A 25,627-nucleotide genomic window follows, 5' to 3' on the forward strand; every position below is an offset into this window, starting at 1 on the left:
TTTTGTGAGCGGCTGTTATGAGCGCAGCTGAAACCAGGTGGTCTTCAACTGGGTGTATTTATCGAATGAGTGCAACGACAGGTCACGGCCGAAACCGGACTGTTTGCCACCGCCGAAAGGCACGGTCACGTCGAGCGCATCGACGCTGTTGACCGACACCGTGCCCGCGCGCAATTGCCGCGCCACGCGGTGGGCGCGATTAAGGTCGTCGGTCCACAGCGAGGCGGCCAGACCGTAGACGCTGTCGTTGGCCAGTTGCAAGGCGTGTGCCTCGTCGTCGAACGCGGTGACCGCCAGCACCGGGCCGAACACTTCATCGCGGAACAGCGGCATGTCCGGGCTCACGTTAGTAAAAATCGTTGGCTGAATGAAGTTGTCCGAACCGTTGAAGATCGACTGCCGACCGCCACACACTTTTGTCGCGCCCAGGCGCTCGGCTTGCTCGATAAACTTCATGATGCGCGCGGTCTGCCGGCTGTCGACAATCGCCCCGGCGCTGCTCGACGGGTCCAGCGGATCGCCCGGCAACCAGCGTTCGGCCTGCGCCTTGAGGCGCTCGACGAACTCGTCATGAATCGAACGCTGCACCAGCAACCGCGAGTTGGCCGAACACACTTCACCCTGATTGAAGAAGATGCCGAACGCGGCTTTCTCGGCCGCCAGATCCAGGTCCTGGCAATCGGCGAACACCAGGTTGGCGCTCTTGCCACCGCACTCCAGCCACACCTGTTTCAGGTTCGATTGCGCGGAATACTGCATGAAATATTTGCCGACTTCGGTGGAGCCGGTGAACACCAGGCAATCGACGTCCGGGTGCAAACCAAGGGCTTTGCCGGTGTGTTCGCCGAGGCCCGGTAGCACGTTCAACACGCCCGCCGGCAGCCCGGCTTCCAGTGCTAGTTCGGCCAGACGCAGGGCAGAAAACGGCGATTGCTCGGCGGGTTTGAGGATCACCGAATTGCCGGCCGCCAGCGCCGGTGCGAGTTTCCACGCGGCCATGTCCAGCGGGAAGTTCCACGGCACCACGGCGGCGACCACGCCCAGCGCTTCGCGGGTGATGGTTGCCAACACGTTCTGCGCGCTCGGCGCGATCTGGTCGTAGAGTTTGTCGAGGCTTTCGGCGTACCAGCGAAACACCCCGGCGGCGCCCGGCACGTCGATGTTGTAGGCGTCCATCACCGGTTTGCCCATGTTCAGGGAATCGAGCAGTGCCAGTTCTTCGCGGTGAGTCATGATCAGATCAGCCAGACGCAGCAGCACGTGCTTGCGCTCGGCCGGCGAACGCGCCGACCAGGTGCCGGCCTCGAACACCTGGCGCGCATTGTTGACCGCGACGTCGACGTCGTCAGCGCCGCAAGCGGTCACGTTGGCCAGGCGCTGGCCGGTGGCCGGGTTGATCGCGGCGAAGGTCTGGCCCGACTGCGCCGAACGGGGTTTGCCGTCGATCACCGCCAGGTCGGGAAACCGCAGTGCTGCGGCCTTTTTTTGCCAATATGCAAGCTCGAACACGTTCAATGCTCCAGGGGCTTTTCTTGTGTCTGGATGGTGGCCCAGGCCCGTGTCGAGGAAAAATAGTAAAAATGTCTTCGCAGACCATGAAAAAACTGGGCAGCCCATCTCCACGGTTGCGCGGTATGTGGTTATTGTTCAGGCACAACAACACCGTCGTCAGAACGGATGCAGTCGGCGCAAAAATTGCCTGGATGTCGAGTCCATCCACCCCGAGGTTTGCCGTGGCTGCCTACAACCTGCGTCAATTGAAGTACTTCATCACCACCGTCGAATGCGGCAGCGTCGCCGAGGCTTCGCGCAAGCTGTATATCGCACAGCCGGCGATCTCCACGGCGATCAAAGGCCTGGAAGACAGCTTCGGTGTGCAACTGCTGATCCGTCATCATGCACAAGGTGTGTCCCTGACCCCCAGTGGTGCACGTTTCTACCGCAAGGCCCAGGAACTGTTGCGCATGGCCAAGGAGTTCGAGCAGAACGCCCTGGCTGACAACGATGTGGTGGCCGGGCAAATCGACATCGGCTGCTTCGAAACGGTTGCCCCGCTGTACCTGCCGCAATTGATTGCCGGGTTCTCGGCGCTGTATCCGGGGGTGAAAATCCGCATCCGCGACGGCGAGCAGCAAGAGCTGGTGCAAGGCCTGACCTCGGGCACCTTCGACCTGGCGATCCTCTATGAACACGACCTCGACGCCACCATCCAGACCGAACCGCTGATGCCCGCGCAACGGCCTTATGCGTTGCTGCCGGCGGATCATCGCTTTGCCCAGCTCAAGCAAGTGTCGCTGCGGGATCTGTGCCTGGAACCGATGATTCTGCTGGACGTGCAACCGAGCCGGACCTACTTCGTCAGCCTGTTCGAAGAGCTGGGCCTTACCCCACACATTGCTTTCAGCTCACCGTCGATCGAGATGGTGCGGGGCATGGTCGGGCAAGGGTTCGGCTTCTCGATCCTGGTGACGCGACCGCATTCGGAATGCACCTACGACGGGCAGAAAGTGGTGTGCGTGGACATCGTCGAAGACGTCACCGGCTCAGGGCTGGTGGCGGCGTGGCTCAAACGCGGGCAACTGACCAAACCTGCGCAGTTGTTTGCGGATTACTGCCGGGAGCAATTGACCGCGAAGGCTGCGACAAGAACCTGAGCCTGGTGAACCCCTGTGGCGAGGGGGCTTGTCGGATCGCCGCACCGCCCCGTTCGGCTGCGCAGCAGTCGCGAACCATTGCATGCGGTGTATCTGATACACCGATATGGGGCCGCTTCGCGACCCAACGGGGGCAAGCCCCCTCGCCACAGGGTTTGTGTTCAGTTTCAGGGATTATTTGCGCGGTTTGATCCGCGCCGTAGCCTCAGCCACCAACGGATCATCCGGCCAATAATGCTTCGGATACCGCCCCTTCAAATCCTTTTTCACCTCGGCGTACGTGCTGCGCCAGAAATTCGCCAGATCCTGCGTCACCTGCACCGGCCGCCGCGCCGGAGACAACAGGTGCAACTTCACCACCTGCCGCCCGCCGGCGATGCGCGGCGTTTCGGCCAGCCCGAACAACTCCTGCAAACGCACCGCCAGGATCGGCGGCTGCTCGCTGTAGTCCAGCCGGATCGACGATCCCGACGGCACGCTCAAATGATGCGGCGCCAGTTCATCCAGCCGTTGCGGCAACGGCCACGGCAGCAGGTTGTGAACGATGCTCGACAGGTCCAGATTGGCAAAGTGACTCAGCCGCGAGACTTTCCCCAGATACGGCATCAACCAGTGTTCGAGGCTTTTGAGCAGCGCAGCATCGCTGACATCCGGCCACTCACTCTGATCCTTGCCATCAAGGTCCAACTGCCGCAACAACGCCACTCGCGCCTGCCATTGACGCAACTCCGGCGTCCACGGCAACAGCTCGAGCCCCTTGCGCCGCACCAGATTCACCAGCGCCTGACTGCGCGCGGTTTCATCAAGTCCGGTCATCGGTTCACGACTGAGGATCAACTCGCCGACCTTGCGCTGGCGCTCGGCGCGCAACACACCTTCGCGCTCGTCCCAATCCAGTTGATCGACCACGCGCACTTGCTCGGCCAACACTGAATCGAACAGCGCCGGATCGAAATCCGCCGCCAGATAAATTCGTTCCTCACGCTGCCCCTGACGACTGCCCAGATCGGCGATCACCAGCCATGGCTGTTTCATCAAACTGTCGGCTTCGGCGAACAACGCGGCGCGGCCGTTGGCCAGGCGATATTCCGCGCCACCCGCACGACGTTGCTGGGCGACACGATCGGGATAGGCCAGTGCCAACAGTGCGCCGAGCCAGCGTGGATGATCCGGATCGCCGACCGGCTCCGACGGTTTGCCGCGCAGGTAACCGCGATACTGACGCGCCAGTTGCCGGGCCCGTTGCACGCCGCCCTGAGTACCGCGCGCGGCACGTTCTTCGCCGGACAGCAGCACCAGTCGGCTGTGCAAGTCGGCGCCGGCACCGCGCAAGATATCCCGCTCGCCGAGCAGTGCCGCGACATCGCACGCCATGTCCGCCAGGCCGAGCGCCTGACCGCGCAGCAACAAATGGGCGATGCGCGGATGCGCCGGCAGTTCGGCCATGGCCTGACCGTGACGGGTCAGCGCTTCACCCTCCAGAGCGCCCAGTCGATCGAGCAAGTCCTGCGCCTGGGCATACGCCGCTGGCGGCGGCACGTCGAGCCACACCAATTGCCCCGGCTTCACGCCCCAGCGACCGAGTTGCAACGCCAGCCCGGCGAGGTCCGCCGATAAAATCTCCGCACTGGCGTACGCCGCCAGTTGTTCGTGTTGGTCCTGCGACCACATGCGATAACACACGCCCGGTTCCAGCCGCCCCGCCCGCCCGGCGCGCTGAGTGGCGCTGGCGCGGGAGATCCGTTGCGTGTCGAGACGGGTCATGCCGCTGCCGGGATCGAAACGCGGCACCCGCGCCAACCCGGCATCGATCACCACGCGCACACCGTCGATGGTCAGGCTGGTCTCGGCAATGTTGGTCGCCAGCACCACTTTGCGAAAGCCCGGCGGCGCCGGATCGATCGCGGCGCGTTGCGCGGCCAGGTCCAGTTCACCGTGCAAAGGACAAAGCAAAACCTGCGTACTCTCGCCCAGCGCATCGGCCAGTTGTTGATGCACCCGGCGGATTTCCGCTTGGCCCGGCAGGAACACCAGCAGGCTGCCGGTTTCGTCGTTCAAGGCTTCGAGAATTGTCTGCACCAGACGCGGCTCGATGAACTCGCCGGGCTGGAACGGCCGCCCCCAGCGCATCGCTACCGGGTACATGCGCCCTTCACTGCGCAGGATCGGCGCGTCGTCGAGCAGCCCGGCCAGGCGTTCGCCTTCCAGCGTTGCCGACATCAACAGGATTTTCAGCGGCTGATCGTCGCGAAACAGTTCCCGGCCATTCAGGCTCAGGGCCAGCGCCAGGTCGGCGTCGAGACTGCGTTCATGAAATTCGTCGAAGATCAGCAAACCCACGCCTTCCAGCGCCGGGTCGTCCTGCAGGCGGCGGTTGAGAATGCCTTCGGTGACCACTTCGATACGGGTCTTGGGGCCAACCTTGCTGTCGAGACGAATGCGATAGCCGACAGTTTCGCCGACCTTCTCGCCCAACTCACTGGCCAGACGCTCCGCTGCCGCACGCGCGGCCAAGCGGCGCGGTTCCAGCATCAGAATGGTCTGCCCGGCCAACCAGGGCTCGTTGAGCAAGGCCAGCGGAACACGGGTGGTTTTACCGGCGCCGGGCGGTGCTTCGAGCACCGCTTCGTGGCGTGTAGCCAAGGCTTCACGCAGAGCGGGTAAAACTTCATCAATCGGCAAAGAAATCATGCTGGCTCCCAAACAGAGGCGCGAGTATAACGGCGAACTGCTCGGCGTTTATCAGGGTCCTAATTCATAGAGACGCCCTTTCGTTTCAAGACTACTCAGGAGATTTCCTATGCGTGTTCCCTTTCGCCTGATTGGCGGTGTACTGGTTGCGACCCTGCTGACCCAGGTCACCGCTTGCGGATCGATCTTCTACCCCGATCGCCGCGGGCAGATCGAAGGCAAGATCGACCCGGCCATCGCCGCGCTGGATGCCGTGGGCCTGCTGTTCTACATCATTCCCGGCCTGATCGCGTTTGCAGTGGACTTCGCCAGCGGCGCGATCTACTACGCGCCCGGCGAGACCGCGCAGGTAGCGCCGGAAAAACTCAAGGAAGCCATTGGCGCCGACGGCAAGGTCGATAACCACAAGTTGCAGACTATTCTGGAAACCGAACTGGGCCGCAGCTTCCCGCTGGATGACCCGCGCCTGATCCAGCACAAGGGCAGCACCCAGCAACTGGCCCTGCTCGGCCTGCAACCTGCCGCGTAAATCGTGCACATGAAGGAATAGCCGCACCTATGATTTCCAGCTCCGAACACGCCCGCCTGCTGCGGCTGGCGACCCGTGCCTCGGTGGCGGTGGCGTGCACCTTGATCGTCGCCAAAGCCATCGCCTGGTGGCTGAGCGGTTCGGTGAGCATGCTCGCCGGGTTGACCGATTCGACCCTCGACGGCGTCACCTCGCTGCTCAACCTGCTGGCGGTGCATTACGCCTTGCGCCCCGCCGATGACGATCACCGTTACGGTCACGGCAAGGCCGAGTCACTGGCGGGCATGGCCCAGGCGTTGTTCATTGGCGGCAGTGCGGTGCTGATTGCCTTGCAGGCGTTTGACCGGCTCAAGCATCCGGAACCGGTGGGTGCGCCGTGGATCAGCATCGGCGTGATTGTGTTCTCTCTGGCACTGACGCTGGCGTTGCTGATGTTGCAGCATCGGGTGGTCAAGGCCACCGGTTCCAACGCCGTGCGCGCCGACTCCCTGCATTATCGTTCGGACATGCTGCTCAACGGCAGCATCCTGGTGGCGCTGGTGCTGGCCGGGTTTGGCTGGCATCAGGTGGATCCGTGGTTCGGATTGGCGATCGCCGCGTACATTCTCTGGAGCGCGATTCAGATCGCCCGGGAAAGTTTTACGGTGTTGATGGACGAAGAGCTGCCGCCGGATGTCAGCCAGCACATGCTCGAACTGGCCTGCAGCGTTCCCGGCGTACTGGGCGCGCACGACTTGCGCACGCGGGTTTCCGGCAATCAGTGGTTCGTGCAGTTGCACCTGGAGCTGCCGGGGGAGTTGACGCTGTCAGTGGCTCACGGCATCAGCGATCAGGCGGCGGATGCGATTCACGCCGCTTACCCGCGAGCCGAGGTGCTGGTGCACGCCGACCCGCAGGAAGTGGTGAAGACCGCCAGGGCGAATCAGAAACTCACCTGATACCCGCGGCTGCTCAGGCAATTGCCCTGGGCCTGACGGTAGGCTTGCACCACCGAAGGGTCCGGTTGATAGGTGGCCGTGCGCGGATCGAAGCCGCTCTGCTGCACCGCGTATTGATAGCACTCGTACCCGTCCTGATTGACCTGCTCCGGCGACTGGCCGTTGGCCGGATACGCCACCACGTCATAACTATTGCTGACCGGTTGCGGCTGCGGTTGCACGGGTGGCTCGACCACCACGTAATCCTGAGTACTTTCCTGGTAGGCGTAATAGGAACCGGCCGCGAGGAACAACAGCGCGCCACCGACCCACACTTCTCGGGCGTAATCCGGCAGGTAGCCGACGCGAATCCCGCGGGGTGGCTGCACCACCACATAGCGCGGGCCTAGCGGCCGGTACCAGTAGCCGCCGGAGTAGAAATAATCCTGGCCCCGATAGGGCACGCGGTAGTCGCGGTCCGGGAAGCGGTCGATCACATGTCCGGGACGATACTGCGGGCCCGGGCCCCAACCGTTACCGTGACCGTCCGGGCGACCGGCCCAGTGATGGTCGTCGGGACGCGGGCCGTTGTTCTGCCAGTGCGGGTTGTTGTTGTCGTTACGCCGCGGCACGTCATTGTAGTAGCCACGCTGTGGCTGCTGGGTCTGGCGCACGGTATCGGGCCGGCCCTGGATCGGCAGGTCGTTGGCCGGCAATTGTGGCGGCGGCGGTGGCGGCCGAACGGGATTGTTGAAGTCGCGAGGCTGATTGTCTCGCGGCTGATTGTTTTGCCACTGGCCGCCATTGCGTGGCTGCCCGTTTTGCTCGAACTGGCGACTGTTGTCGCCACGAATGATGTCGTTGTTCTGCGGGCGTGGTTGATTCTGCTGAGGGTTGTTCTGCGGGCGGGGCTGATTGTTGCCGCCATGCCCCTGATTGTTGCCCTGACGGCCGTCGCCTCGTTGCCCGCTGTCGGGACCACGGTTCTGCGGCTCATCGGCCAGCGATTGCGCAGTGACACTGATACACAGCAAACCAACACCGGCCAAACGCCAGATGCGCGACTTCATGCTTTTCCTCACTGCGGGTTAGGGCCTGTACGTAAGACTGGGAAAGCACAGGCCGGTTCTGCAACAGGTTATCAGTCGCGAAACTTATTTATTGAGGGCCCGACGATAAATCGCAGGCAAAAGAAAAGGGAGACCCGTCGGCCTCCCTTTGAGAACTTCGTCCGTGCTCGACGCTTTTGACGTCGGCTCACCTCACGCCGTCTTCTGGACAGTGTGCAGCTCGGGGGCCGGCACATCCCCGGTGGGGGTGGCGGCCGCGACTGGCCTGATTGGGCGAGCCGCTGTGGACTGTTTGTCCGAGCAGTGATTCTGGTGATAAGAATAGGCCTGCGGCGCCGGCAGAGGATTGCGAAGATTGCTCAAATAAACATGACTTGCGCAATTTTTAACCCTGGATAGATAATCTGCCGCAATTGATATGACAAAGGCCTGATTGATGAGCAAACTCGACCGATACGACCTGAGCATTTTGGCGGAATTGCAGCGCGACGCGCGCATCTCCAACCAGGAGCTGGCCGAACGCATCGGCCTGTCGCCTTCACCGTGTTCGCGCCGGGTCAAGCAACTGGAGGACGACGGCTACATCACCCGCCAGGTGGCGCTGCTGGACCGCAAACTGCTCGGTTTGAGCCTGACCGCCTACGTGCTGATCGGCATGGACCGACACACTCCGGAGCGATTCGAGAACTTCGAGGCGGCCATTCGCACGTTGCCACAAGTGCTGGAATGCAGCCTGGTGACGGGGATGGACGCGGACTATCAGCTCAAGGTGGTGGTGCCCGATATGGACCACTATCAGAAATTGCTGCTGGGGCATCTGACGCGAATTGAAGGGGTGACGAGTGTGCGCTCGAGTTTTGTGTTGAATCAGGTGTTGAACAGCACTGAGTTGCCGTTGACTCATCTGCGTAGTTGAGGACGCCTTCGCGGGCAAGCCTCCCTCTACAGGTCCGCGTCAGACGCAAAACGTTTATACGACCCAGACCTGTAGGAGCGAGGCTTGCCCGCGAAGGGGCCCGCACAGGCGACGAATAGCTGCGACACACTGCCGCAGGTCAATGCTGCACCAATCCCCCATGCCGTATACTCCAGCGCCTTTTAGCCCCGCCCGCGCTGGAGTTGCCTGATGGATCCTGCCGTATTCGAAGAGTGGATGATGACCGGACTGGTCAGCATTCTGATCATTTTCATGGGTTTCATCGTCTGGGATCTGGCGAAAAAATCCAAGGCCGGGCGCTTTGGCTCGTTCATCCTGTTCTTCGTTCTCGGCCTGGGCGTGGCCGCGTTCGTGATCAAAAGCGTGGTCATCGGCCTGATCGAATCCGGCTCGCTATAAGAGCGCCGGCACTTCCTTCCACTGGCCCTGATCGAGCCCTTCGATCGACCAGTCACCGATCCTGACCCGCACCAGGCGCAACGTCGGCAAGCCGACCGCCGCGGTCATGCGCCGGACCTGACGGTTACGCCCCTCGCGAATCACCAGCTCCAGCCAACTGGTCGGCACGCTCTTGCGAAAGCGTACCGGCGGGTTGCGCGGCCACAATTCTGGCTCATCCAGTTGCCGTGCTTCGGCGGGCAAGGTCATGCCGTCATTCAGTTCGACACCCTCGCGCAAACGCTGCAACTGCTCGGCGCTCGGTTCGCCCTCCACTTGCACCCAATAGGTCTTCGCCAGTTTGTGTTTGGGATCGGCAATCCGCGCCTGAAGCTGGCCGTCGTTGGTCAGCAGCAGCAAGCCTTCACTGTCACGGTCCAGCCGACCTGCCGGGTAAATCCCGGGAATTTCGATGTAGTCCTTGAGCGTCGCCCGCCCTTCGCCGTCGCTGAATTGCGTCAGCACATCGAACGGTTTGTTGAACAGGATCAGCTTCGGCTCGGCCGGCGGCGCTTTGGCGACACGGCGCGGGGCTGATGCGGATGGCGCAGGTTTCACGCCAGGGCGGCGGGAAACGGGACGTTGGGGACGGGACATGGCGAAGAGAACATCTAACGGTCAGGGCTGCTAATGCTAGTGCCCCGACCGCCAAATGACCATGACAACCGTTAGCGGAACGGCGGCTCGTCGAAGCTGCGCAGTTTGCGCGAGTGCAGCGAGTTGAGTTCGGTGCGCAACAGGTCCACCGCCTCGATACCGATCTTCAAGTGCTGGCTGACCGCGCGCTCATAGAAGGCGTTGGCCGAACCCGGCAGTTTGATTTCGCTGTGCAGCGGTTTGTCCGAGACGCAGAGCAACGTGCCGTACGGCACCCGCAAGCGATAACCTTGCGCGGCGATGGTGCCGCTTTCCATGTCCACCGCCACGGCGCGGGACAGGTTTATCAGCGGACGCTCCTGGGCCCAGCGCAACTCCCAGTTACGGTCGTCGTAGGTCAGCACGGTGCCGGTGCGCAGGCGTTTTTTCAGCTCGTCGCCCTTCTCGCCGGTGATGTTGGCCGCCGCTTGCTGCAACGCCATCTGCACTTCGGCCAGGGCCGGAATCGGAATGTTCGGCGGCACGACCCGGTCGAGAATCCCGTCGCGGCGCATGTAGGCGTGAGCCAGCACGTAATCGCCGATGGTCTGCGACTGACGCAGGCCACCGCAGTGACCGATCATCAGCCAGCAATGCGGACGCAGCACCGCCAAATGGTCGGTGATGTTCTTGGCGTTGGACGGGCCGACGCCGATGTTCACCAGGGTCACGCCATGACCGTCGCTGGCAATCAGGTGATAGGCCGGCATTTGATAGCGGTGCCAAACCACACCCGCCGCAATCGCCGAGGCTTCGCCGTGATCCATGCTCTTTTCGATGATCACGTTGCCCGGCAGAACCATGCGCACGAAACGCGGATCGCTGCGCAACTGCTCCAGGCCATGCACGATGAACTGGTCGACGTAGCGGTGGTAGTTGGTCAGCAGAATCCAAGGCTGCACATGACGCCAGTCGCTGCCGGTGTAATGCACCAGGCGGCGCAGGGAGAAATCCACCCGCGCGGCATCGAACAGGGCCAGCGGCAGGGGATCAGTGTTTTCCCAATCGTACAGACCGTCAGCGATGCCATCGGTGGCGGCGGACAGGTCGGTACTCGGGAACACCCGCGCCAGCACGGCAGCGGTCACGCCGGAGCCGGCCAGTTCATCGCCCTGCTCGACCACGTAGGGATAAGGAATGTTCTGCTGGCTGATGCCGACTTCCACGGTCACGGTGAAGTCGTGCATCAGCGGAACCAGCTGTTCCAGCAGGTATTTGCGGAAAGCGGCCGGGTGAGTGACGGTGACGCTGTAGGTCCCCGGCAACTGAACCTTGGCGTAGGCGCGGGTGGTCTGTGGGACTTCGCCCTGGCAGTGATAGGTCAGACGCAGTTCAGGATAACGAAACATCGCACGCTGTTCGGCGTCCGGCTCAATGCGATCCTTGAGGTAACGCTTGAGCGCCTGGTTCAGTGCGGTGGTGGCACGATTGTGCAAGAGCGCAAGCCGGTCCACGGCTTGCTCGGCGGTTTGAACGATAATAAAAGCTTCGGTCACGATCAGCATCCTGTGTTCTGACTTGCAGGTCTTCATCTTGCCTGCATCGTCGCTTCACGGGAACAGTGGCGTGTTGATAGATAAATGTTGAGCTACACCCTGGAACTAATGTGGGAGCGGGCTTGCTCGCGAAGGCGGACTGTCAACCAACATCATTGTTGAATGTTAGACCGCCTTCGCGAGCAAGCCCGCTCCCACATTTGATCGGTGTTGTTTACACAAACGGAGTCGATCGGGCGACGATCGCTTCCACATCCAGGCCCCGAGGCAATGCACCGTACACCCGGCCGCCGCCATTCAGACGACTGGCGATAAAAGCATCGCTGACCGCCGAATTACCGGCCTCCAGCAACAACTTGGCCTGCAACCCCAACGCAATATCTTCGGTGAGCTGACGGGCACGATACTGAATGTCGCTGGTGTCCTTGAAAGCCGTCTGCAATTGGCTGATGTGCGCCGCCAGGCGTTTGTCGCCATGACCGTCGCCCAACTCGCTGAACAGCACATCAAGCACACCCGGCTCTTTCGACAGCGCCCGCAGCACGTCCAGGCACTGCACATTGCCGGAACCTTCCCACGTCGAATTGACCGGCGCCTCACGGTACAAACGCGGCAGGATGGTGTCTTCGACATACCCCGCGCCGCCCATGCACTCGGCGGCTTCGTTGATCATTGCGGGGGCGCGCTTGCAGATCCAGTACTTGCCCACCGCCGTGACCAGGCGGGCGAATTTCGCTTCGTGCTCATCGTCCAGATGATCCAGCGCCTTGCCCATGCGCAGGCTCAACGCCAGGGCCGCTTCGCTTTCCAGCGCGAGGTCGGCCAGCACGTTCTGCATCAACGGTTGTTCACTGAGCAGCTTGCCGCCGACCATGCGGTGAGCGCAGTGATGGCTGGCCTGGGTCAATGCCTGACGCATCAGCGAGCTGGAACCGACCATGCAATCGAAGCGGGTCATGGCCACCATTTCGATGATGGTCGGAACGCCGCGCCCTTCTTCACCGACCATCCACGCCAGCGCACCACGGAATTCGACTTCGCTGGACGCATTGGAGCAATTGCCGAGTTTGTTCTTCAGGCGCTGGATGTAGAACTGATTGCGCGTGTCGTCAGGACGATGGCGCGGCAACAGGAAACAGGTCAGCCCCTTGTCGGTCTGCGCCAGGGTCAGGAACGCATCGCACATCGGCGCGGAACAGAACCACTTGTGGCCCACCAGTTCATAGGCCTGACCCGGGCCGCTCGCGCCGACCGGATAGGCCTTGGTGGTGTTGGCCCGCACATCGGTGCCGCCCTGTTTCTCGGTCATGGCCATGCCGATGGTGACGCCGGCCTTGTGCGCCATGCCGACGTTGCGCGGGTCGTATTCGGTGGCGAGGATTTTCGGCAGCCACTGCTCGGCCAGGTCCGGTTGCAGGCGCATCGCCGGGACGCTGGCGAAGGTCATGGTCAGCGGGCAACCACTGCCGGCTTCAGCCTGGCTGTGCAGGTAGGTCATGGAAGCGCGAGCGACATGAGCGCCGTCCTGCGGATGCGCCCAGGGCAGCGAGGTCAGGCCGTGCTCGATCGCGGTGCGCATCAGTTCGTGATACGCCGGGTGAAACTCCACCAGATCGATGCGATGACCGTAACGGTCGTGACTGCTGAACACTGGCTTGTTCTGGTTGGCCAGAAACCCCGCTTCCATCAGCGGCCCGCCGGCCAGTGCGCCGTAAGCGTCGATCCGCGATTCGGCCCAACCGGCCCCGAAACGCCGCGACCAATCCTGCAACGGCAAATCAATGCGATACAGGTTGGTGCCGTCCAGTGACGGCGGCTGGTTGGTGACGTCGTGGGTTTCGGCGAACTGATGCAGGTTCATGACGGGGCTCCTTTGGACAGCCAAGGAATTCAGTTAATCACTGCCCCGAGGCCGAACAAAGTGGCATATCCGCCTAACTGTCGGCGCTTTCGCCTTGTTTTGGACTAAGCACGCGACGATACAACGCAGCCTGCAAGTCTTCGAACTTCACCGGTTTGCTCAGGTGATCAATCAAGGCACCGGTCGGGCAACGCTCCCGATCAACGCTCAGGGCAATCATGAACACCGGCAATTGCTCGCAGCCCGGCAAGGCGCGGATCTGGCAGCACAGTGACGCGCCATCCAGCGACGGCAACTGACCATCGATCAGCACGGCGTCAAAGGTTTCGCGCTGCAAGAGATCCAGCGCAGCCACGCCATTGTCGGCCGTTCGTACCCGGAACCCGAGCTTGAGCAACATGCCACGCATCACCAACTGGTTGATGCTGTTTTCATCCACCAGCAGCACGGTGCAGTCCTGCGGCAGGCGCAGACGCGGAAACTCCCGGGGCATCATGGGCGTTGAGACTCGCTCCACCACGGGCAACTCAAACTCGACGTCGAGCTGGAAGCGACTGCCGCTACCGGGCTCGGAGCGGTGAGTCAGATGCCCGCCAAGCAAGTCGACCAGTTGTCGACAGATCGCCAGGCCAACGCCCAGACCGCCGTATTCGCGGGTCATCGAGCCGTCGAGCTGGAAGAAGCGCTGGTACAGCGTCGCCTCGCCCAGATCGGTGAAGCCGATGCCGGTGTCGATCACGGCAAAAGACAGGGCCAGCCGATCGGGGCCTACGGGCTTACCCGTGACCCGCAACGCCACGCCGCCCACCCGGGTGAACTTGATCGCGTTGTCCAGCAGGCATTCCAGGCATTGCGCCAACTTGATGTTGTCGCCGTACAAACGGTCCGGCAGACCTGGCGTGACATCGACCTTGAAGTCCAGTGACTTGCCTGACGCATTGCCTTCGAACTGCACGCGCAGGGCATCGACCACACTGCGCAAACTGAAGGGGGACGCATTGGCCTTGAGCTTGCCGGCCTGCAATTCGGTCAGGGTGAGGATACCGTTGACCATGCGCATCATGTCTCGCGCCGAACCGGCGGCCGTTTGCTGGTATTGCTCCAGTTCCGGGTCCATCTCGACGGTTTGCATCAACTCCAGCGAACCGATCACACCGTTCATCGGCGTGCGCAATTCGTGGGTCAGCGTCGCGAGGAATTCATCCTTGAGTTTGTTGCTGTGCGCCAGTTGCTGGTTGAGCACTTCGAGTTTTTGACCGGCATCGAACAAGGTCTGCGCCTGTTGCTCGCGCATGGCGTTGATACGATCGGCCAGGGCCAGGGACAACAGCGCCACTTCGATGGCCGAGCCGATCTGGCTGGAATACATGGTCAGGAACACGTTCGGCAGGTAACCCAACACCATCATCGTGTTGATGATGCCGCCGAGCAAAAACGCCGACCAGGCGATGATGAAATACCGCGCCACCCGCAAGCCGCGCCACCAGGCGAAAAATCCCGCGGCGAAAATCACCACGGTGAACGTCAGGGCCAGCGTCGTCGCCAGACGCAAGGCCAGGGCGTAACTGGTCATCAATGACAACCCGACCACCACCGCACCGAACGCAATCAACGCCAGCAGCAAGCGATCGAGCCAGCGGCTGAGCGTCGCCGTCTGCAGGAAGCTACGGGCGAACTGGCTGCCGAACAGCCCTGCGCAGCCAATGAAGAACGGCGTCGCGGCGTTGGCCCACCAGGGATTGTTCGGCCAGAAATACTGCACCGCCGCGCCGTTCACCGACAGCTGGTACAAACCGAACGAGGCAATGTAGAAGATGTAATAGAGGTAACTGGTGTCGCGCACGCTGAGGTAGATGAACAGGTTGTAGACCAGCATCCCCAGCAACACGCCGTAAATCAGGCCCAGCACATAGAGCCGCACCGGTTGTTCTTCAAGGAATGCGGTGCTCGACCACAACGTCACCGGCGCCTGGATAGACCCTTCGCTTTGCAGGCGCAGGTACAGGGTTTGCGCTTGATCGGGCGTGAAGTTCAGATCGAACAAGTAGTTGTTCTGGCGAATCTCGCGACTGTCGAACGGCAAGGCATCGCCGGTCTGACGGACCAATCGATAGGCTCCGCCAGCATCGGGCAAATACAGATCAAGGTGATCGAGGGGCGGATAGGCCAGCTCCAGCAGCCAGGTCCGTTGCGCAGCCGGATTGGTCGGGCGGTAATGCAGGTCGATTTTCAGCCAGAACACCGAACGCGAATAACCGGCGTTGAGGGTGGCCTTATCGTGGGGCTTGAAGTATCCGGCCGCGGCTTGCGCACGGATATCTTCGATGGTCGCCTGACCATCGGCATCTTCGAACACTTGCAGGGTTCGGCCCAAGGGCAGGCTTTGAGTGAATTCATCGAATTCGACTGCGCTCGCCATGAGGGGCAAGCAAAACAGCAACATCAGCAAATAGCGCATTTAAGCCCCAGCGTGGCCTGTCCGGTTATCTCAGGAAGCCCCTCATTCCTTTTGAGTAGACGTAAAACCGGTATTACCTGTTATTGGTTTGGATCCACTCTAGCATAGCCGTTGATGGCCATTGAACACCATTGAAATATTTACTGCAAAGGCTCTAGTACGGGCGTTCCAGCGGAGCGCATTGAGCCAGAGCTGTTTGCCCGGTCAGATTGTGACAATCCCGCCAAGTTGCGTTGCCAGCCCATGACTCTCTATCGGCAGGACTGGCAGGCACTGCACCCGAAAATCGATGTTTGGTGGTAAGCTCGCGCACCATGAATATCTACAGCTCTCGCCCCGTTGTCCTCTGTCTCTCCGGCCACGACCCAAGTGGTGGCGCCGGCTTGCAGGCAGATATCGAAGCCCTGCTTGCCCAGGGTTGTCATGCGGCCCCGGCCGTCACCGCCCTGACCGTGCAAGACACGGTCAATGTCACTGACTTCCGCGTCCTCGACCGTGAGTGGGTACTGGCCCAGGCCAACGCCGTGCTCAACGATTCCGAAGTCGCTGCCGTCAAACTGGGCATGCTCGGTTCCCTGGAAATGGTCGACACCGTCGTCGAACTGCTGCAGGCGCACCCGCATTTGCCGATGGTCTGCGACCCGGTGCTGCGCGCCGGCGGCGGCGGGCGACTGGGCAAGGATGAAGTCGGCTACGCCATGCGCGAACGCCTGCTGCCCTTGGCCATCATCGCAACCCCTAACCTTCCCGAAGCCCGCATCCTCGCCGAACTGCCCGAAGGCACCGCAGACGAGTGCGCTGAAAAACTCCTGCCCTACGTCAAACACCTGCTGATCACCGGCGGCCATGGCGATGAAGACGAAATCCACAATCGCCTGTACAGCCGCGACGGTCGCCGCGAAACCTTCACCTGCCAGCGCTTGCCCGGCAGTTACCACGGCTCCGGCTGCACACTGGCCAGCGCCCTCGCCGGTCGTCTGGCTCAAGGTGAAAACCTCGTCAGCGCCGTGCAGACCGCGCTTAACTACACGTGGCGCACCCTGCGCGATGCAGAGCAGCTGGGCAAAGGTCAGTTCGTGCCGCGCCGCCTGCCACTGGATTTCTGTTCGTAACGCCATGAGGCATGTCCGATGAAACTACGTGGCCTTTACGCCATTACCGACAGCCAGTTACTGGCCGGTAAATTCCTGTCGTACGTGGAGGCGGCGCTGGAAGGCGGCGTCACCCTGCTGCAATATCGCGACAAGAGCAGCGACGAGGCCCGCCGCCTGCGCGAGGCCGAAGCCCTGCGCGATCTGTGCGATCGCTACAAGACCCACCTGATCATCAATGACGATGCCGAACTGGCCGCGCGCCTGAACGTCGGCGTGCACCTGGGCCAGACCGATGGCCCGCTGACCCCGGCCCGTGCGCTGCTGGGTCGCCAGGCGATCATCGGTTCGACCTGCCACGCGCAACTCGAACTCGCTGAACAAGCGGCCAAGGAAGGCGCGAGCTACGTCGCCTTCGGCCGCTTCTTCAACTCCAACACCAAACCCGGCGCACCGACCTGCAGCCTCGAGCTGCTCGACCAGGCCCGCAGCAAACTGCACCTGCCGATCTGCGCGATCGGCGGCATCACCCTGGACAATGCCGCGCCACTGGTGGCCCACGGGGTCGATCTGCTGGCGGTGGTCCACGGCCTGTTTGGCGCCGAGAGCACGGCTGAAGTCACCCGCCGCGCCCGCGCCTTTAATGAATTACTGAAAATCTGATTTGAGAGCCCGATCATGTCTCGTTCCGAAACGCTGTTTGCCAATGCCCAGAAACACATTCCCGGTGGCGTGAACTCGCCTGTTCGCGCCTTCAAGAGCGTGGGCGGCACGCCGTTGTTCTTCAAACACGCGGAAGGCGCCTACGTCACCGACGAAGACAACAAGCGCTATGTGGATTACGTCGGTTCCTGGGGCCCGATGATCCTCGGCCACAGCCATCCGGACGTGCTGGACGCCGTGCGTAAACAGCTGGAACACGGTTTGTCGTACGGTGCCCCGACCGAGATGGAAACCGAGATGGCCGACCTGGTCTGCTCGATCGTGCCGTCGATGGAAATGGTGCGCATGGTCAGCTCCGGCACCGAAGCGACCATGAGCGCAATTCGCCTGGCCCGTGGTTTCACCGGTCGCGACAGCATCATCAAGTTCGAAGGCTGCTACCACGGTCACTCTGACAGCCTGTTGGTCAAGGCCGGTTCCGGCGCGTTGACCCAAGGCGTGCCGAGCTCGGCCGGTGTGCCGGCAGCATTCGCCAAACACACCCTGACCCTGCCGTTCAACGACATCGACGCCGTGGAAACCATGCTCGCCGAAGTCGGCCAGGACGTGGCCTGCATCATCGTCGAGCCGGTGGCCGGCAACATGAACTGCGTACCGCCGGCGCCGGGCTTCCTCGAAGGCCTGCGGACCCTGTGCGACAAGCACGGCGTGGTGCTGATTTTCGACGAAGTGATGACCGGTTTTCGTGTCGCCCTCGGCGGTGCTCAAGCGCACTACGGCGTCACGCCAGACCTGACCACGTTCGGCAAGATCATCGGTGGCGGCATGCCGGTCGGTTGCTTTGGCGGCAAACGCGAAATCATGTCGCACATCGCGCCACTGGGCCCGGTTTATCAGGCGGGCACCTTGTCGGGTAACCCGCTGGCGATGGCCGCCGGCCTGACGACCTTGCGCCTGATCAGCCGCCCGGGCTTCCACGCCGAGCTGAGCGACTACACCAGCCGCCTGCTCGATGGCCTGCAACAACGCGCCGATGCCGCCGGCATTCCGTTCGTGACCACGCAAGCCGGTGGCATGTTCGGCCTTTACTTCAGCGGCGCCGACGATATCGTCACGTTTGATGATGTGATGGCCAGCGACGCGAAGCTGTTCGGCCGCTTCTTCCACCTGATGCTCGAAGGCGGCGTGTACCTGGCGCCGAGTGCATTCGAAGCCGGCTTCACCTCGATTGCCCACGGCGAAGCCGAGTTGAAACTGACGCTGGATGCCGCCGAACGCGCATTTGCCGCATTGAAGTAATGCTGTGCCGCTGACGTTGGCGATTGCCAGCGTCAGCTTTCACCTACATTTCAGCGTCTTTTCTTACTCATCTGCCAATAATCTCCCGCAAACCGGGCGATATATTCCCCGCGCAGCAGAAAAACGAGTAAAGACTTTGTAAGGTTGGCCCTGCTTATTTCATAATGCGCGCTTATTGGATCCCTCGATGGGTCCGCGCGCCCTTCAGAGGTAAGTCGATTCCCATGAACCGCACCGGCCGCGCCCTTGCATTGGGCTGCCTGTTGCTCCTTCAGCCCCTGCTCGCGCTCGCACAAGCAGGCGGCAACTCGTTGTTAATCCCAGCGATGGGTCGCTGCACCCTCAATACCCAGCCGCAAGACCTGGCGCAGGCGCTCGCCGCCTGCCAGAAAGCGTCGGATGAAGGGGATGGGCAAGCGCAATACGAGCTGGGCGAGTTCTACTACGACGGCAAAAACACGCCGCGCGACCTCAAAAAAGCCCTCGACTACTTCGAAAAGGCCTCGCTGCAAGGCCACGCCCAGGCGCAATTCAAACTCGGCACCATGTTCTTCCACGGCGAAGGCGTACCGGCCAATAACGTTCAGGCATATATCGTGCTGAAAATGGCCGCGGTCAACGGTGCTGAAGAAGCGCTGGATACGGCAGATGAAGTCGCCGAGAAGATGCCGCGTGAAGAGCTTGAGGTGGCTACCCAGGTGCTGGGGCAAATCTTCCGCAAGTACCTGATGGAATTGCAAAGTGCCGACGGGCGTACGCCGTTTTCGCCACTTCCCTGAATTGAACGCTGGCCCCTGTGTTGAGGGGATTTTGTGGCGAGGGGATTTATCCCCTTTCGGCTGCGCAGCAGTCGTAAAATCAGCGAATGCGGTCCAACTGAAAGAATGAGGCGTCTGGTTGGGGGCCGCTTCGCAGCCCAACGGGGATAAATCCCCTCGCCACAATAAACCCCCTTGCCACAATCACCCTCTTGCCACAGAAGAGAGCTCTGTCAGCTTAAAGACTGCGGCCTACTTCTCCGGCATCGGCATCGGAAACGGCATGACATTGCCGACCGCGCCGCGGGCTTCGCTGATTTTCGGCGTGCCAAGACGCTCGACTTCGTCGATGCGCACAATCGAATGCATCGGCACAAAACTGCGCACGACCCCTTCGAACTGAGCCTTGAGCTTCTCTTCGCTCGGGTCGACGACCACTTGCGTGCGCTCGCCAAAGACGAACTCTTCCACTTCCAGGAAGCCCCACAGATCACTTTGATAGATCTGCTTGGCATACATTTCGTACACCTGGCCCTGGTTGAGGAAAATCACCTTGTAGATTGGAGCTTCACGTTTGGTCATGGTGGGCGAGCAACACATCGGGGGATAAAAATGAGGGCGCGAACTATAGCATAGCCACCGGACGCACAGCGGTAGGAACCTTGGGACATGTTCCCTATAATGCGCGGTTCTTTGAATCACGTGATGACTGTATCCATGGCCAAGAAGCTTTACATCGAAACCCACGGTTGCCAGATGAACGAGTACGACAGCTCGCGCATGGTCGATCTGCTGGGTGAACACCAGGCCCTGGAAGTCACCGCTCGCGCTGAAGACGCCGACGTGATCCTGCTCAACACCTGCTCGATCCGCGAACGCGCCCAGGACCGGGTGTATTCCCAGCTCGGCCGCTGGCGCGAACTGAAACTGGCGAACCCGGAGATGGTGATTGCCGTCGGCGGTTGCGTCGCCAGTCAGGAAGGCGCCGCCATCCGCGATCGCGCTCCGTATGTCGATGTGGTCTTCGGCCCGCAAACCCTGCACCGCCTGCCGGAAATGATCGACGCCGCCCGCGCCACCAAATTGCCGCAAGTGGACGTCTCGTTCCCGGAAATCGAAAAATTCGACCATTTGCCAGAGCCGCGCATCGATGGCCCGAGCGCTTACGTGTCGGTCATGGAAGGTTGCAGCAAGTACTGCACCTTCTGCGTGGTGCCCTACACCCGCGGCGAAGAAGTCAGCCGACCGTTCGATGACGTGATCGCCGAAATCATCCACCTCGCTGAAAACGGTGTGCGTGAAGTGACGCTGCTGGGCCAGAACGTCAATGGCTATCGCGGCACCACTCACGATGGGCGCCTGGCGGATCTGGCCGAGTTGATTCGGGTCGTCGCGGCGGTCGATGGCATCGATCGGATTCGCTACACCACGTCCCATCCGCTCGAGTTCTCCGACAGCCTGATCCAGGCTCACGCCGAAGTGCCGGAGCTGGTGAAGCACCTGCACCTACCGGTGCAATCCGGTTCGGACCGCATTCTGTCGGCAATGAAGCGCAACCACACGGCGCTGGAATACAAATCCAAACTGCGCAAGTTGCGCGCGGCCGTGCCGGGGATCTGCATCAGCTCGGACTTTATCGTCGGCTTCCCCGGCGAAACCGAAAAAGACTTCGAACAAACCATGAAACTGATCGAAGACGTCGGTTTCGACTTCTCCTATTCGTTTGTCTACAGCCAGCGCCCGGGCACGCCGGCGGCCGATCTGGCCGACGAAACGCCGGAAGAGCTGAAAAAAGAACGCCTGAACGCCCTGCAACATCGCCTGAACCAGCAGGGTTTCGAGATCAGCCGACAAATGGTCGGTTCGATCCAGCGGATTCTGGTCACCGATTATTCGAAAAAAGACCCCGGCGAGCTGCAAGGCCGGACCGAGAATAACCGGATCGTCAACTTCCGCTGCGACAATCCGACCCTGATCGGCCAGTTCGCCGATGTGCACATTGATGCGGCGCAGCCGCACTCGCTGCGGGGTTCGTTGATCCAGTAACGCCGAATATCTCTGTGGGAGCCGGGCTTGCCCGCGATGGCCACTACGCGGTCTGGCTGACACACCGTGTAATCGTTCATCGCGGGCAAGCCCGCTCCCACAGGGGACGGTGTTCCAGGTCCAAATATTTAAGAGCTTTCGCACCCGCGCCACTGGCGTTATCCTTGATTTCATCTTAATTGCCCCAGGGCGGCTAAATACGACCTTGAACGCACCCATAGAACCACATCGTTTTATCCTCGAGCCCTTTGAGGCTCGCCGCTTCGCCAATCTGTGCGGGATGTTCGACGAGCACCTGCGCTTGATCGAGCAACGCCTGACCATCGAGATCCGCAACCGCGGAAACCAGTTCGAGCTGATCGGCGACCCCAAACACACCTCCTCCGCGGAAAACCTCCTGCGCCGCCTGTACCGGGAAACCAAGGGTACCGAGCTGTCGCCGGACATGGTTCACCTGTTCCTGCAGGAATCGGCCGTCGAAGCGCTGGACAACGTTTCGCCATCCGAACCCTCCGTGGCCCTGCGCACCAAGAAAGGCATGATTCGCCCTCGCGGCTTGAATCAATTGCGCTACGTGAAGGAAATCCTCGGTAACGACATCAACTTCGGCATCGGCCCGGCCGGTACCGGCAAGACCTATCTGGCCGTTGCCTGCGCGGTAGACGCGCTGGAGCGCGAGCAGATTCGTCGCATCCTGCTGGTTCGCCCGGCGGTTGAAGCGGGCGAAAAACTCGGCTTCCTGCCGGGCGACCTGTCGCAAAAAATCGACCCGTACCTGCGTCCGCTCTACGACGCACTCTACGAAATGCTCGGCTTTGAATACGTCGCCAAGCTGATCGAGCGTCAGGTGATCGAAGTCGCGCCGCTGGCCTACATGCGCGGGCGTACGCTGAACAACAGCTTCATCATCCTCGACGAAAGCCAGAACACCACCGTCGAACAGATGAAGATGTTCCTGACCCGGATCGGCTTCGGCTCCACAGCGGTCATCACCGGTGACATCACCCAGGTCGACCTGCCGAAAGGCACCAAGTCCGGGCTGCACCATGTGATCGAAGTGCTGAAAGATGTGCCGGGCATCAGCTTCACCCATTTCATGCCCAAGGACGTTGTGCGCCATCCACTGGTGCAGCGGATCGTCGAGGCCTATGAGCGCTTCGAGAATCGCGTGACAGACGAAACACCAAAGGACAGTCGCCGCGATGCTTGAGCTTGATCTGCAACTGGCTACCGAAGCGCCTGTTCCCAGCGAATCCGAGTTCCGCCAATGGTGCGAACTGGCACTGCGCCAGCGCACCGCTGACTCCGAGATGACCATTCGCCTGGTCGACGAAGAAGAAGCCCGCGAGCTGAACCACACCTGGCGGCAGAAGGATTACGCCACCAACGTGCTGTCGTTTCCGGCCGATGTGCCTGACGAGTTTCTCGATATCCCGCTGCTGGGCGATCTGGTGATCTGCGTGGCGGTGGTCGAGCGCGAAGCTGCGGAACAAGGCAAGGAACCAAAGGCCCACTGGGCACATCTGGTCATTCACGGCTGCTTGCATCTGCTGGGTTACGACCATATAGATGACGACGAAGCCGAAGAAATGGAAGCACTGGAACGAACGTTGCTTGCCGAATTGGGCTATCCCGATCCGTACGCGGACGACGAAATTGAAACATCCACTATCGTGACAACAAAGGATTCAGAGTAATCGCTATGAGCGAAGATCGATCGAGCAACGGGCAGAAGTCATGGCTGGGTAAGCTCACCCAGGCTTTTGCCCACGAGCCGAAGAACCGTCAGGAGCTGCTGGAGCTTCTGCGCGATGCGCACCAAAACAAGTTGCTGGACAGCGAAGCGCTGGCCATCGTCGAAGGCGCCATCCAGGTCGCGGACCTGCAAGTACGGGACATCATGGTCCCACGCTCGCAGATGATCAGCATCAAGGCGACCCAGACACCCCGTGAGTTTTTGCCGGCCGTGGTCGACTCGGCCCACTCCCGTTACCCGGTCATCGGCGAAAGCCACGATGACGTGATGGGCGTGTTGCTGGCCAAGGACTTGCTGCCGTTGATCCTCAGGGAGAACGGCGACAGCTTCAACATCAAGGACCTGCTGCGCCCGGCCACCTTCGTGCCGGAGTCCAAGCGCCTGAATGTGCTGCTGCGCGAGTTCCGCGCCAACCACAATCACATGGCCATCGTCATCGATGAGTACGGCGGTGTGGCGGGTCTGGTGACCATCGAAGACGTACTGGAACAGATCGTCGGCGACATCGAAGACGAGCATGACGTCGAGGAAGACAGCTACATCAAGCCTCTGCCCAGCGGTGATTTCCTGGTCAAGGCCCTGACGCCGATCGAGAACTTCAATGAGTTTTTCGACAGTGAATTCTCCAACGATGAGTTCGACACCGTTGGCGGCCTGGTGATGAGCGCGTTCGGGCACTTGCCGAAACGCAACGAAATAACCGAGATCGGCCCGTATCGCTTCCGTATCCTGAACGCCGACAGCCGTCGGATTCACTTACTGCGCCTGACACCTATCGCCCGATAAAATCCAAGGATTGAAATGCGTCGTATGACCCGCCCCGGCTGGCCCGGTAACCTGCTGGCCGTGGCGGCCGGTGCAATCACCACCCTGGCCCTGGCGCCATTCGATATCTGGCCGTTGGCGTTGCTGGCGGTCGGTTTCTTCTATGCCGGTTTGCGCGAACTGAACCCCCGTCAGGCCCTGGGCCGTGGCTGGTGTTTCGGTTTCGGCCTGTTTGGCGCCGGCACCAGCTGGATTTACTACAGCATTCACAACTTTGGCGGCGCTTCGGTACTGCTCGCCGGGTTCCTGATGCTGCTGTTCACCGCGGCGATTGCCTGGTTCTTCGCCCTGCCCGCCTGGATCTGGGCGCGCTGGTTGCGTCGCAACGAAGCGCCGCTGGCCGATGCCATGGCGTTCGCAGCGCTGTGGGTAGGCCAGGAAGCGTTTCGGGGTTGGTTCCTCACCGGTTTCCCATGGCTTTACTCTGGTTACAGCCAGCTCGACGGCCCGTTGGCCGGCCTCGCACCCGTGGGCGGGATGTGGCTGGTGTCCTTCACCCTGGCCTTGACCGCCGCGCTGATCTACAACGCTTCGCGCCTGATCAAGACCGGTCGTAAAGCCTTTATTGCGGCGGGTGCGCTGCTGTTGGTCGGCCCCTGGGTCGCCGGCATCGCGCTCAAAGGCCATGCCTGGACCAGCCCGGCGGGTGCACCGCTGAGCGTTGCGGCGATCCAGGGCAATATCGAACAAAGCATGAAATGGGATCCGGCGCAGCTCAACGCGCAGCTGGCGCTGTACCGCGACATGAGTTTCAGCTCGAAACGGGTCGACCTGCTGATCTGGCCGGAAACGGCGGTCCCGGTGCTCAAGGAGTCAGCCGAGGGCTACCTGAGCATGATGGGCAATTTCGCCGCAGAGCGTAAAACCGCACTGATCACCGGCGTGCCCATCCGCCAGGAAGTCCGCCACGAGAGGCGTTTCTTCAATGGCATTACCGTTGTGGGCGAAGGCGATGGCACTTACCTCAAGCAGAAGCTGGTGCCTTTCGGCGAATACGTGCCGTTGCAGGATGTGCTGCGCGGCCTGATCGCCTTCTTCGACCTGCCGATGTCGGACTTCGCCCGCGGCCCCGCCGATCAGGCGATGCTGCAAGCCAAGGGCTATCAGATTGCGCCGTACATCTGCTACGAAGTGGTTTACCCGGAATTCGCCGCCAGCCTCGCCGCTCGCAGCGATCTGTTGCTGACCATCAGCAATGACACCTGGTTCGGCACCTCCATCGGCCCGCTGCAACACTTGCAGATGGCGCAGATGCGCGCGCTTGAGGCCGGCCGCTGGATGATCCGCGCCACCAACAACGGCGTGACCGGCCTGATCAACCCCTTCGGCCAGATCACCACGCAGATCCCGCAGTTCGAACGCGGCATCCTGTACGGAGAAGTGGTGCCGATGCACAACCTGACGCCTTACCTGCAATGGCGTTCGTGGCCGCTGATCATCGTGTGTGTGTTGTTGTTTGGCTGGGCGTTAGTGGCCAACCGGATGTCGAAAACCGTCTGAGA

The 25,627-nt window shown here is 61.4% G+C and carries 22 protein-coding genes; 14 read left to right on the forward strand and 8 right to left on the reverse strand.

The features are described from left to right. Positions 1-15: 15 nt before the first annotated feature. The gene (locus J2Y86_RS14170; protein ID WP_253432392.1) at positions 16-1,509 is read right to left on the reverse strand and encodes an aldehyde dehydrogenase; all 1,494 of its coding nucleotides are present in this window, start codon (positions 1,507-1,509) and stop codon (positions 16-18) included. 224 nt (positions 1,510-1,733) lie between these two features. On the opposite strand from J2Y86_RS14170, the gene J2Y86_RS14175 reads away from it, so the two are divergent. Next, positions 1,734-2,654: a LysR substrate-binding domain-containing protein gene (locus J2Y86_RS14175; RefSeq protein WP_253440301.1), complete on the forward strand. Its 921-nt coding sequence runs from the start codon at positions 1,734-1,736 to the stop codon at positions 2,652-2,654. Between the two features lie 174 nt (positions 2,655-2,828). Here the strand turns inward: J2Y86_RS14175 and hrpB are convergent, their stop codons facing one another. Further along, positions 2,829-5,345, reverse strand: coding sequence for an ATP-dependent helicase HrpB (gene hrpB / locus J2Y86_RS14180; protein WP_253432395.1), 2,517 nt, complete (start codon positions 5,343-5,345; stop codon positions 2,829-2,831). A 109-nt stretch (positions 5,346-5,454) separates the two neighbouring features. On the opposite strand from hrpB, the gene J2Y86_RS14185 reads away from it, so the two are divergent. Together J2Y86_RS14185 and J2Y86_RS14190 are read left to right on the forward strand one after the other, a co-directional pair. Beyond that, positions 5,455-5,874 (forward strand): polyribonucleotide nucleotidyltransferase, encoded by a 420-nt coding sequence (locus J2Y86_RS14185; protein WP_253432399.1) that lies wholly within the window; start codon positions 5,455-5,457, stop codon positions 5,872-5,874. A 29-nt stretch (positions 5,875-5,903) separates the two neighbouring features. Continuing rightward, the gene (locus tag J2Y86_RS14190) at positions 5,904-6,812 is read left to right on the forward strand and encodes a cation diffusion facilitator family transporter (RefSeq protein WP_253432402.1); all 909 of its coding nucleotides are present in this window, start codon (positions 5,904-5,906) and stop codon (positions 6,810-6,812) included. On the opposite strand, the gene J2Y86_RS14195 is transcribed toward J2Y86_RS14190, so the two are convergent. Beyond that, entirely contained in the window at positions 6,797-7,861 is a 1,065-nt protein-coding gene (locus tag J2Y86_RS14195) for a DUF6515 family protein (RefSeq protein WP_253432405.1), read from the reverse strand. The genes J2Y86_RS14190 and J2Y86_RS14195 overlap by 16 nt on opposite strands. Before the next feature lie 436 nt (positions 7,862-8,297). Between J2Y86_RS14195 and J2Y86_RS14200 the strand changes: the two genes are divergently transcribed. After that, a complete protein-coding gene (locus J2Y86_RS14200) occupies positions 8,298-8,777 on the forward strand; it encodes an Lrp/AsnC family transcriptional regulator (protein ID WP_253432408.1) in 480 nt (159 codons plus the stop codon). A 210-nt stretch (positions 8,778-8,987) separates the two neighbouring features. Beyond that, positions 8,988-9,197, forward strand: coding sequence for a DUF2788 domain-containing protein (locus J2Y86_RS14205; protein WP_093229943.1), 210 nt, complete (start codon positions 8,988-8,990; stop codon positions 9,195-9,197). Here J2Y86_RS14205 and J2Y86_RS14210 read toward each other — a convergent pair. From J2Y86_RS14210 to J2Y86_RS14225, 4 genes are all read right to left on the reverse strand, one after another. Beyond that, positions 9,192-9,833: a pseudouridine synthase gene (locus J2Y86_RS14210; protein ID WP_253432411.1), complete on the reverse strand. Its 642-nt coding sequence runs from the start codon at positions 9,831-9,833 to the stop codon at positions 9,192-9,194. The two genes, J2Y86_RS14205 and J2Y86_RS14210, sit on opposite strands and share 6 nt — an antisense overlap. A gap of 71 nt (positions 9,834-9,904) precedes the next feature. Further along, positions 9,905-11,404 (reverse strand): AMP nucleosidase, encoded by a 1,500-nt coding sequence (gene amn, locus J2Y86_RS14215; RefSeq protein WP_253432414.1) that lies wholly within the window; start codon positions 11,402-11,404, stop codon positions 9,905-9,907. 178 nt (positions 11,405-11,582) lie between these two features. Beyond that, positions 11,583-13,229 carry an acyl-CoA dehydrogenase family protein gene (locus J2Y86_RS14220; protein WP_253432419.1) on the reverse strand — a complete coding sequence of 549 codons (1,647 nt, stop codon included), beginning with the start codon at positions 13,227-13,229 and terminating at the stop codon, positions 11,583-11,585. A 73-nt stretch (positions 13,230-13,302) separates the two neighbouring features. After that, a complete protein-coding gene (locus J2Y86_RS14225) occupies positions 13,303-15,687 on the reverse strand; it encodes a hybrid sensor histidine kinase/response regulator (protein WP_253432422.1) in 2,385 nt (794 codons plus the stop codon). 314 nt (positions 15,688-16,001) lie between these two features. On the opposite strand from J2Y86_RS14225, the gene J2Y86_RS14230 reads away from it, so the two are divergent. The 4 genes from J2Y86_RS14230 (at position 16,002) to J2Y86_RS14245 (ending at position 19,519) form a co-directional block, all read left to right on the forward strand. Further along, positions 16,002-16,799: a hydroxymethylpyrimidine/phosphomethylpyrimidine kinase gene (locus J2Y86_RS14230; protein WP_214379004.1), complete on the forward strand. Its 798-nt coding sequence runs from the start codon at positions 16,002-16,004 to the stop codon at positions 16,797-16,799. An 18-nt stretch (positions 16,800-16,817) separates the two neighbouring features. Continuing rightward, positions 16,818-17,441, forward strand: coding sequence for a thiamine phosphate synthase (gene thiE / locus J2Y86_RS14235; RefSeq protein ID WP_253432425.1), 624 nt, complete (start codon positions 16,818-16,820; stop codon positions 17,439-17,441). 15 nt (positions 17,442-17,456) lie between these two features. Next, positions 17,457-18,740 carry a glutamate-1-semialdehyde 2,1-aminomutase gene (gene hemL / locus J2Y86_RS14240; RefSeq protein ID WP_253432428.1) on the forward strand — a complete coding sequence of 428 codons (1,284 nt, stop codon included), beginning with the start codon at positions 17,457-17,459 and terminating at the stop codon, positions 18,738-18,740. 224 nt (positions 18,741-18,964) lie between these two features. Beyond that, the gene (locus J2Y86_RS14245) at positions 18,965-19,519 is read left to right on the forward strand and encodes a tetratricopeptide repeat protein (RefSeq protein ID WP_253432430.1); all 555 of its coding nucleotides are present in this window, start codon (positions 18,965-18,967) and stop codon (positions 19,517-19,519) included. A gap of 231 nt (positions 19,520-19,750) precedes the next feature. Here J2Y86_RS14245 and J2Y86_RS14250 read toward each other — a convergent pair whose 3' ends face one another. After that, the gene (locus tag J2Y86_RS14250) at positions 19,751-20,080 is read right to left on the reverse strand and encodes a DUF1820 family protein (RefSeq protein WP_007894425.1); all 330 of its coding nucleotides are present in this window, start codon (positions 20,078-20,080) and stop codon (positions 19,751-19,753) included. 135 nt (positions 20,081-20,215) lie between these two features. Here J2Y86_RS14250 and miaB point away from each other — a divergent pair, with 135 nt between their 5' ends. The 5 genes from miaB to lnt all read left to right on the forward strand — a co-directional run bounded on the left by miaB (position 20,216) and on the right by lnt (position 25,625). After that, complete coding sequence (gene miaB / locus J2Y86_RS14255; protein ID WP_031319146.1) at positions 20,216-21,544, forward strand: tRNA (N6-isopentenyl adenosine(37)-C2)-methylthiotransferase MiaB; 1,329 nt, start codon at positions 20,216-20,218, stop codon at positions 21,542-21,544. Between the two features lie 205 nt (positions 21,545-21,749). After that, positions 21,750-22,754 carry a PhoH family protein gene (locus J2Y86_RS14260; protein WP_253432433.1) on the forward strand — a complete coding sequence of 335 codons (1,005 nt, stop codon included), beginning with the start codon at positions 21,750-21,752 and terminating at the stop codon, positions 22,752-22,754. Further along, positions 22,747-23,241 (forward strand): rRNA maturation RNase YbeY, encoded by a 495-nt coding sequence (ybeY, locus tag J2Y86_RS14265; RefSeq protein ID WP_253432451.1) that lies wholly within the window; start codon positions 22,747-22,749, stop codon positions 23,239-23,241. The genes J2Y86_RS14260 and ybeY overlap by 8 nt, the downstream gene beginning before the upstream one ends. Before the next feature lie 5 nt (positions 23,242-23,246). Further along, complete coding sequence (locus J2Y86_RS14270; protein ID WP_084319721.1) at positions 23,247-24,086, forward strand: HlyC/CorC family transporter; 840 nt, start codon at positions 23,247-23,249, stop codon at positions 24,084-24,086. Positions 24,087-24,101: 15 nt separating this feature from the next. Next, a complete protein-coding gene (gene lnt, locus J2Y86_RS14275; RefSeq protein ID WP_253432455.1) occupies positions 24,102-25,625 on the forward strand; it encodes an apolipoprotein N-acyltransferase in 1,524 nt (507 codons plus the stop codon). Positions 25,626-25,627 lie beyond the last annotated feature (2 nt).

The organism is Pseudomonas migulae (genome assembly GCF_024169315.1).
Taxonomy (GTDB): domain Bacteria; phylum Pseudomonadota; class Gammaproteobacteria; order Pseudomonadales; family Pseudomonadaceae; genus Aquipseudomonas; species Aquipseudomonas migulae_B.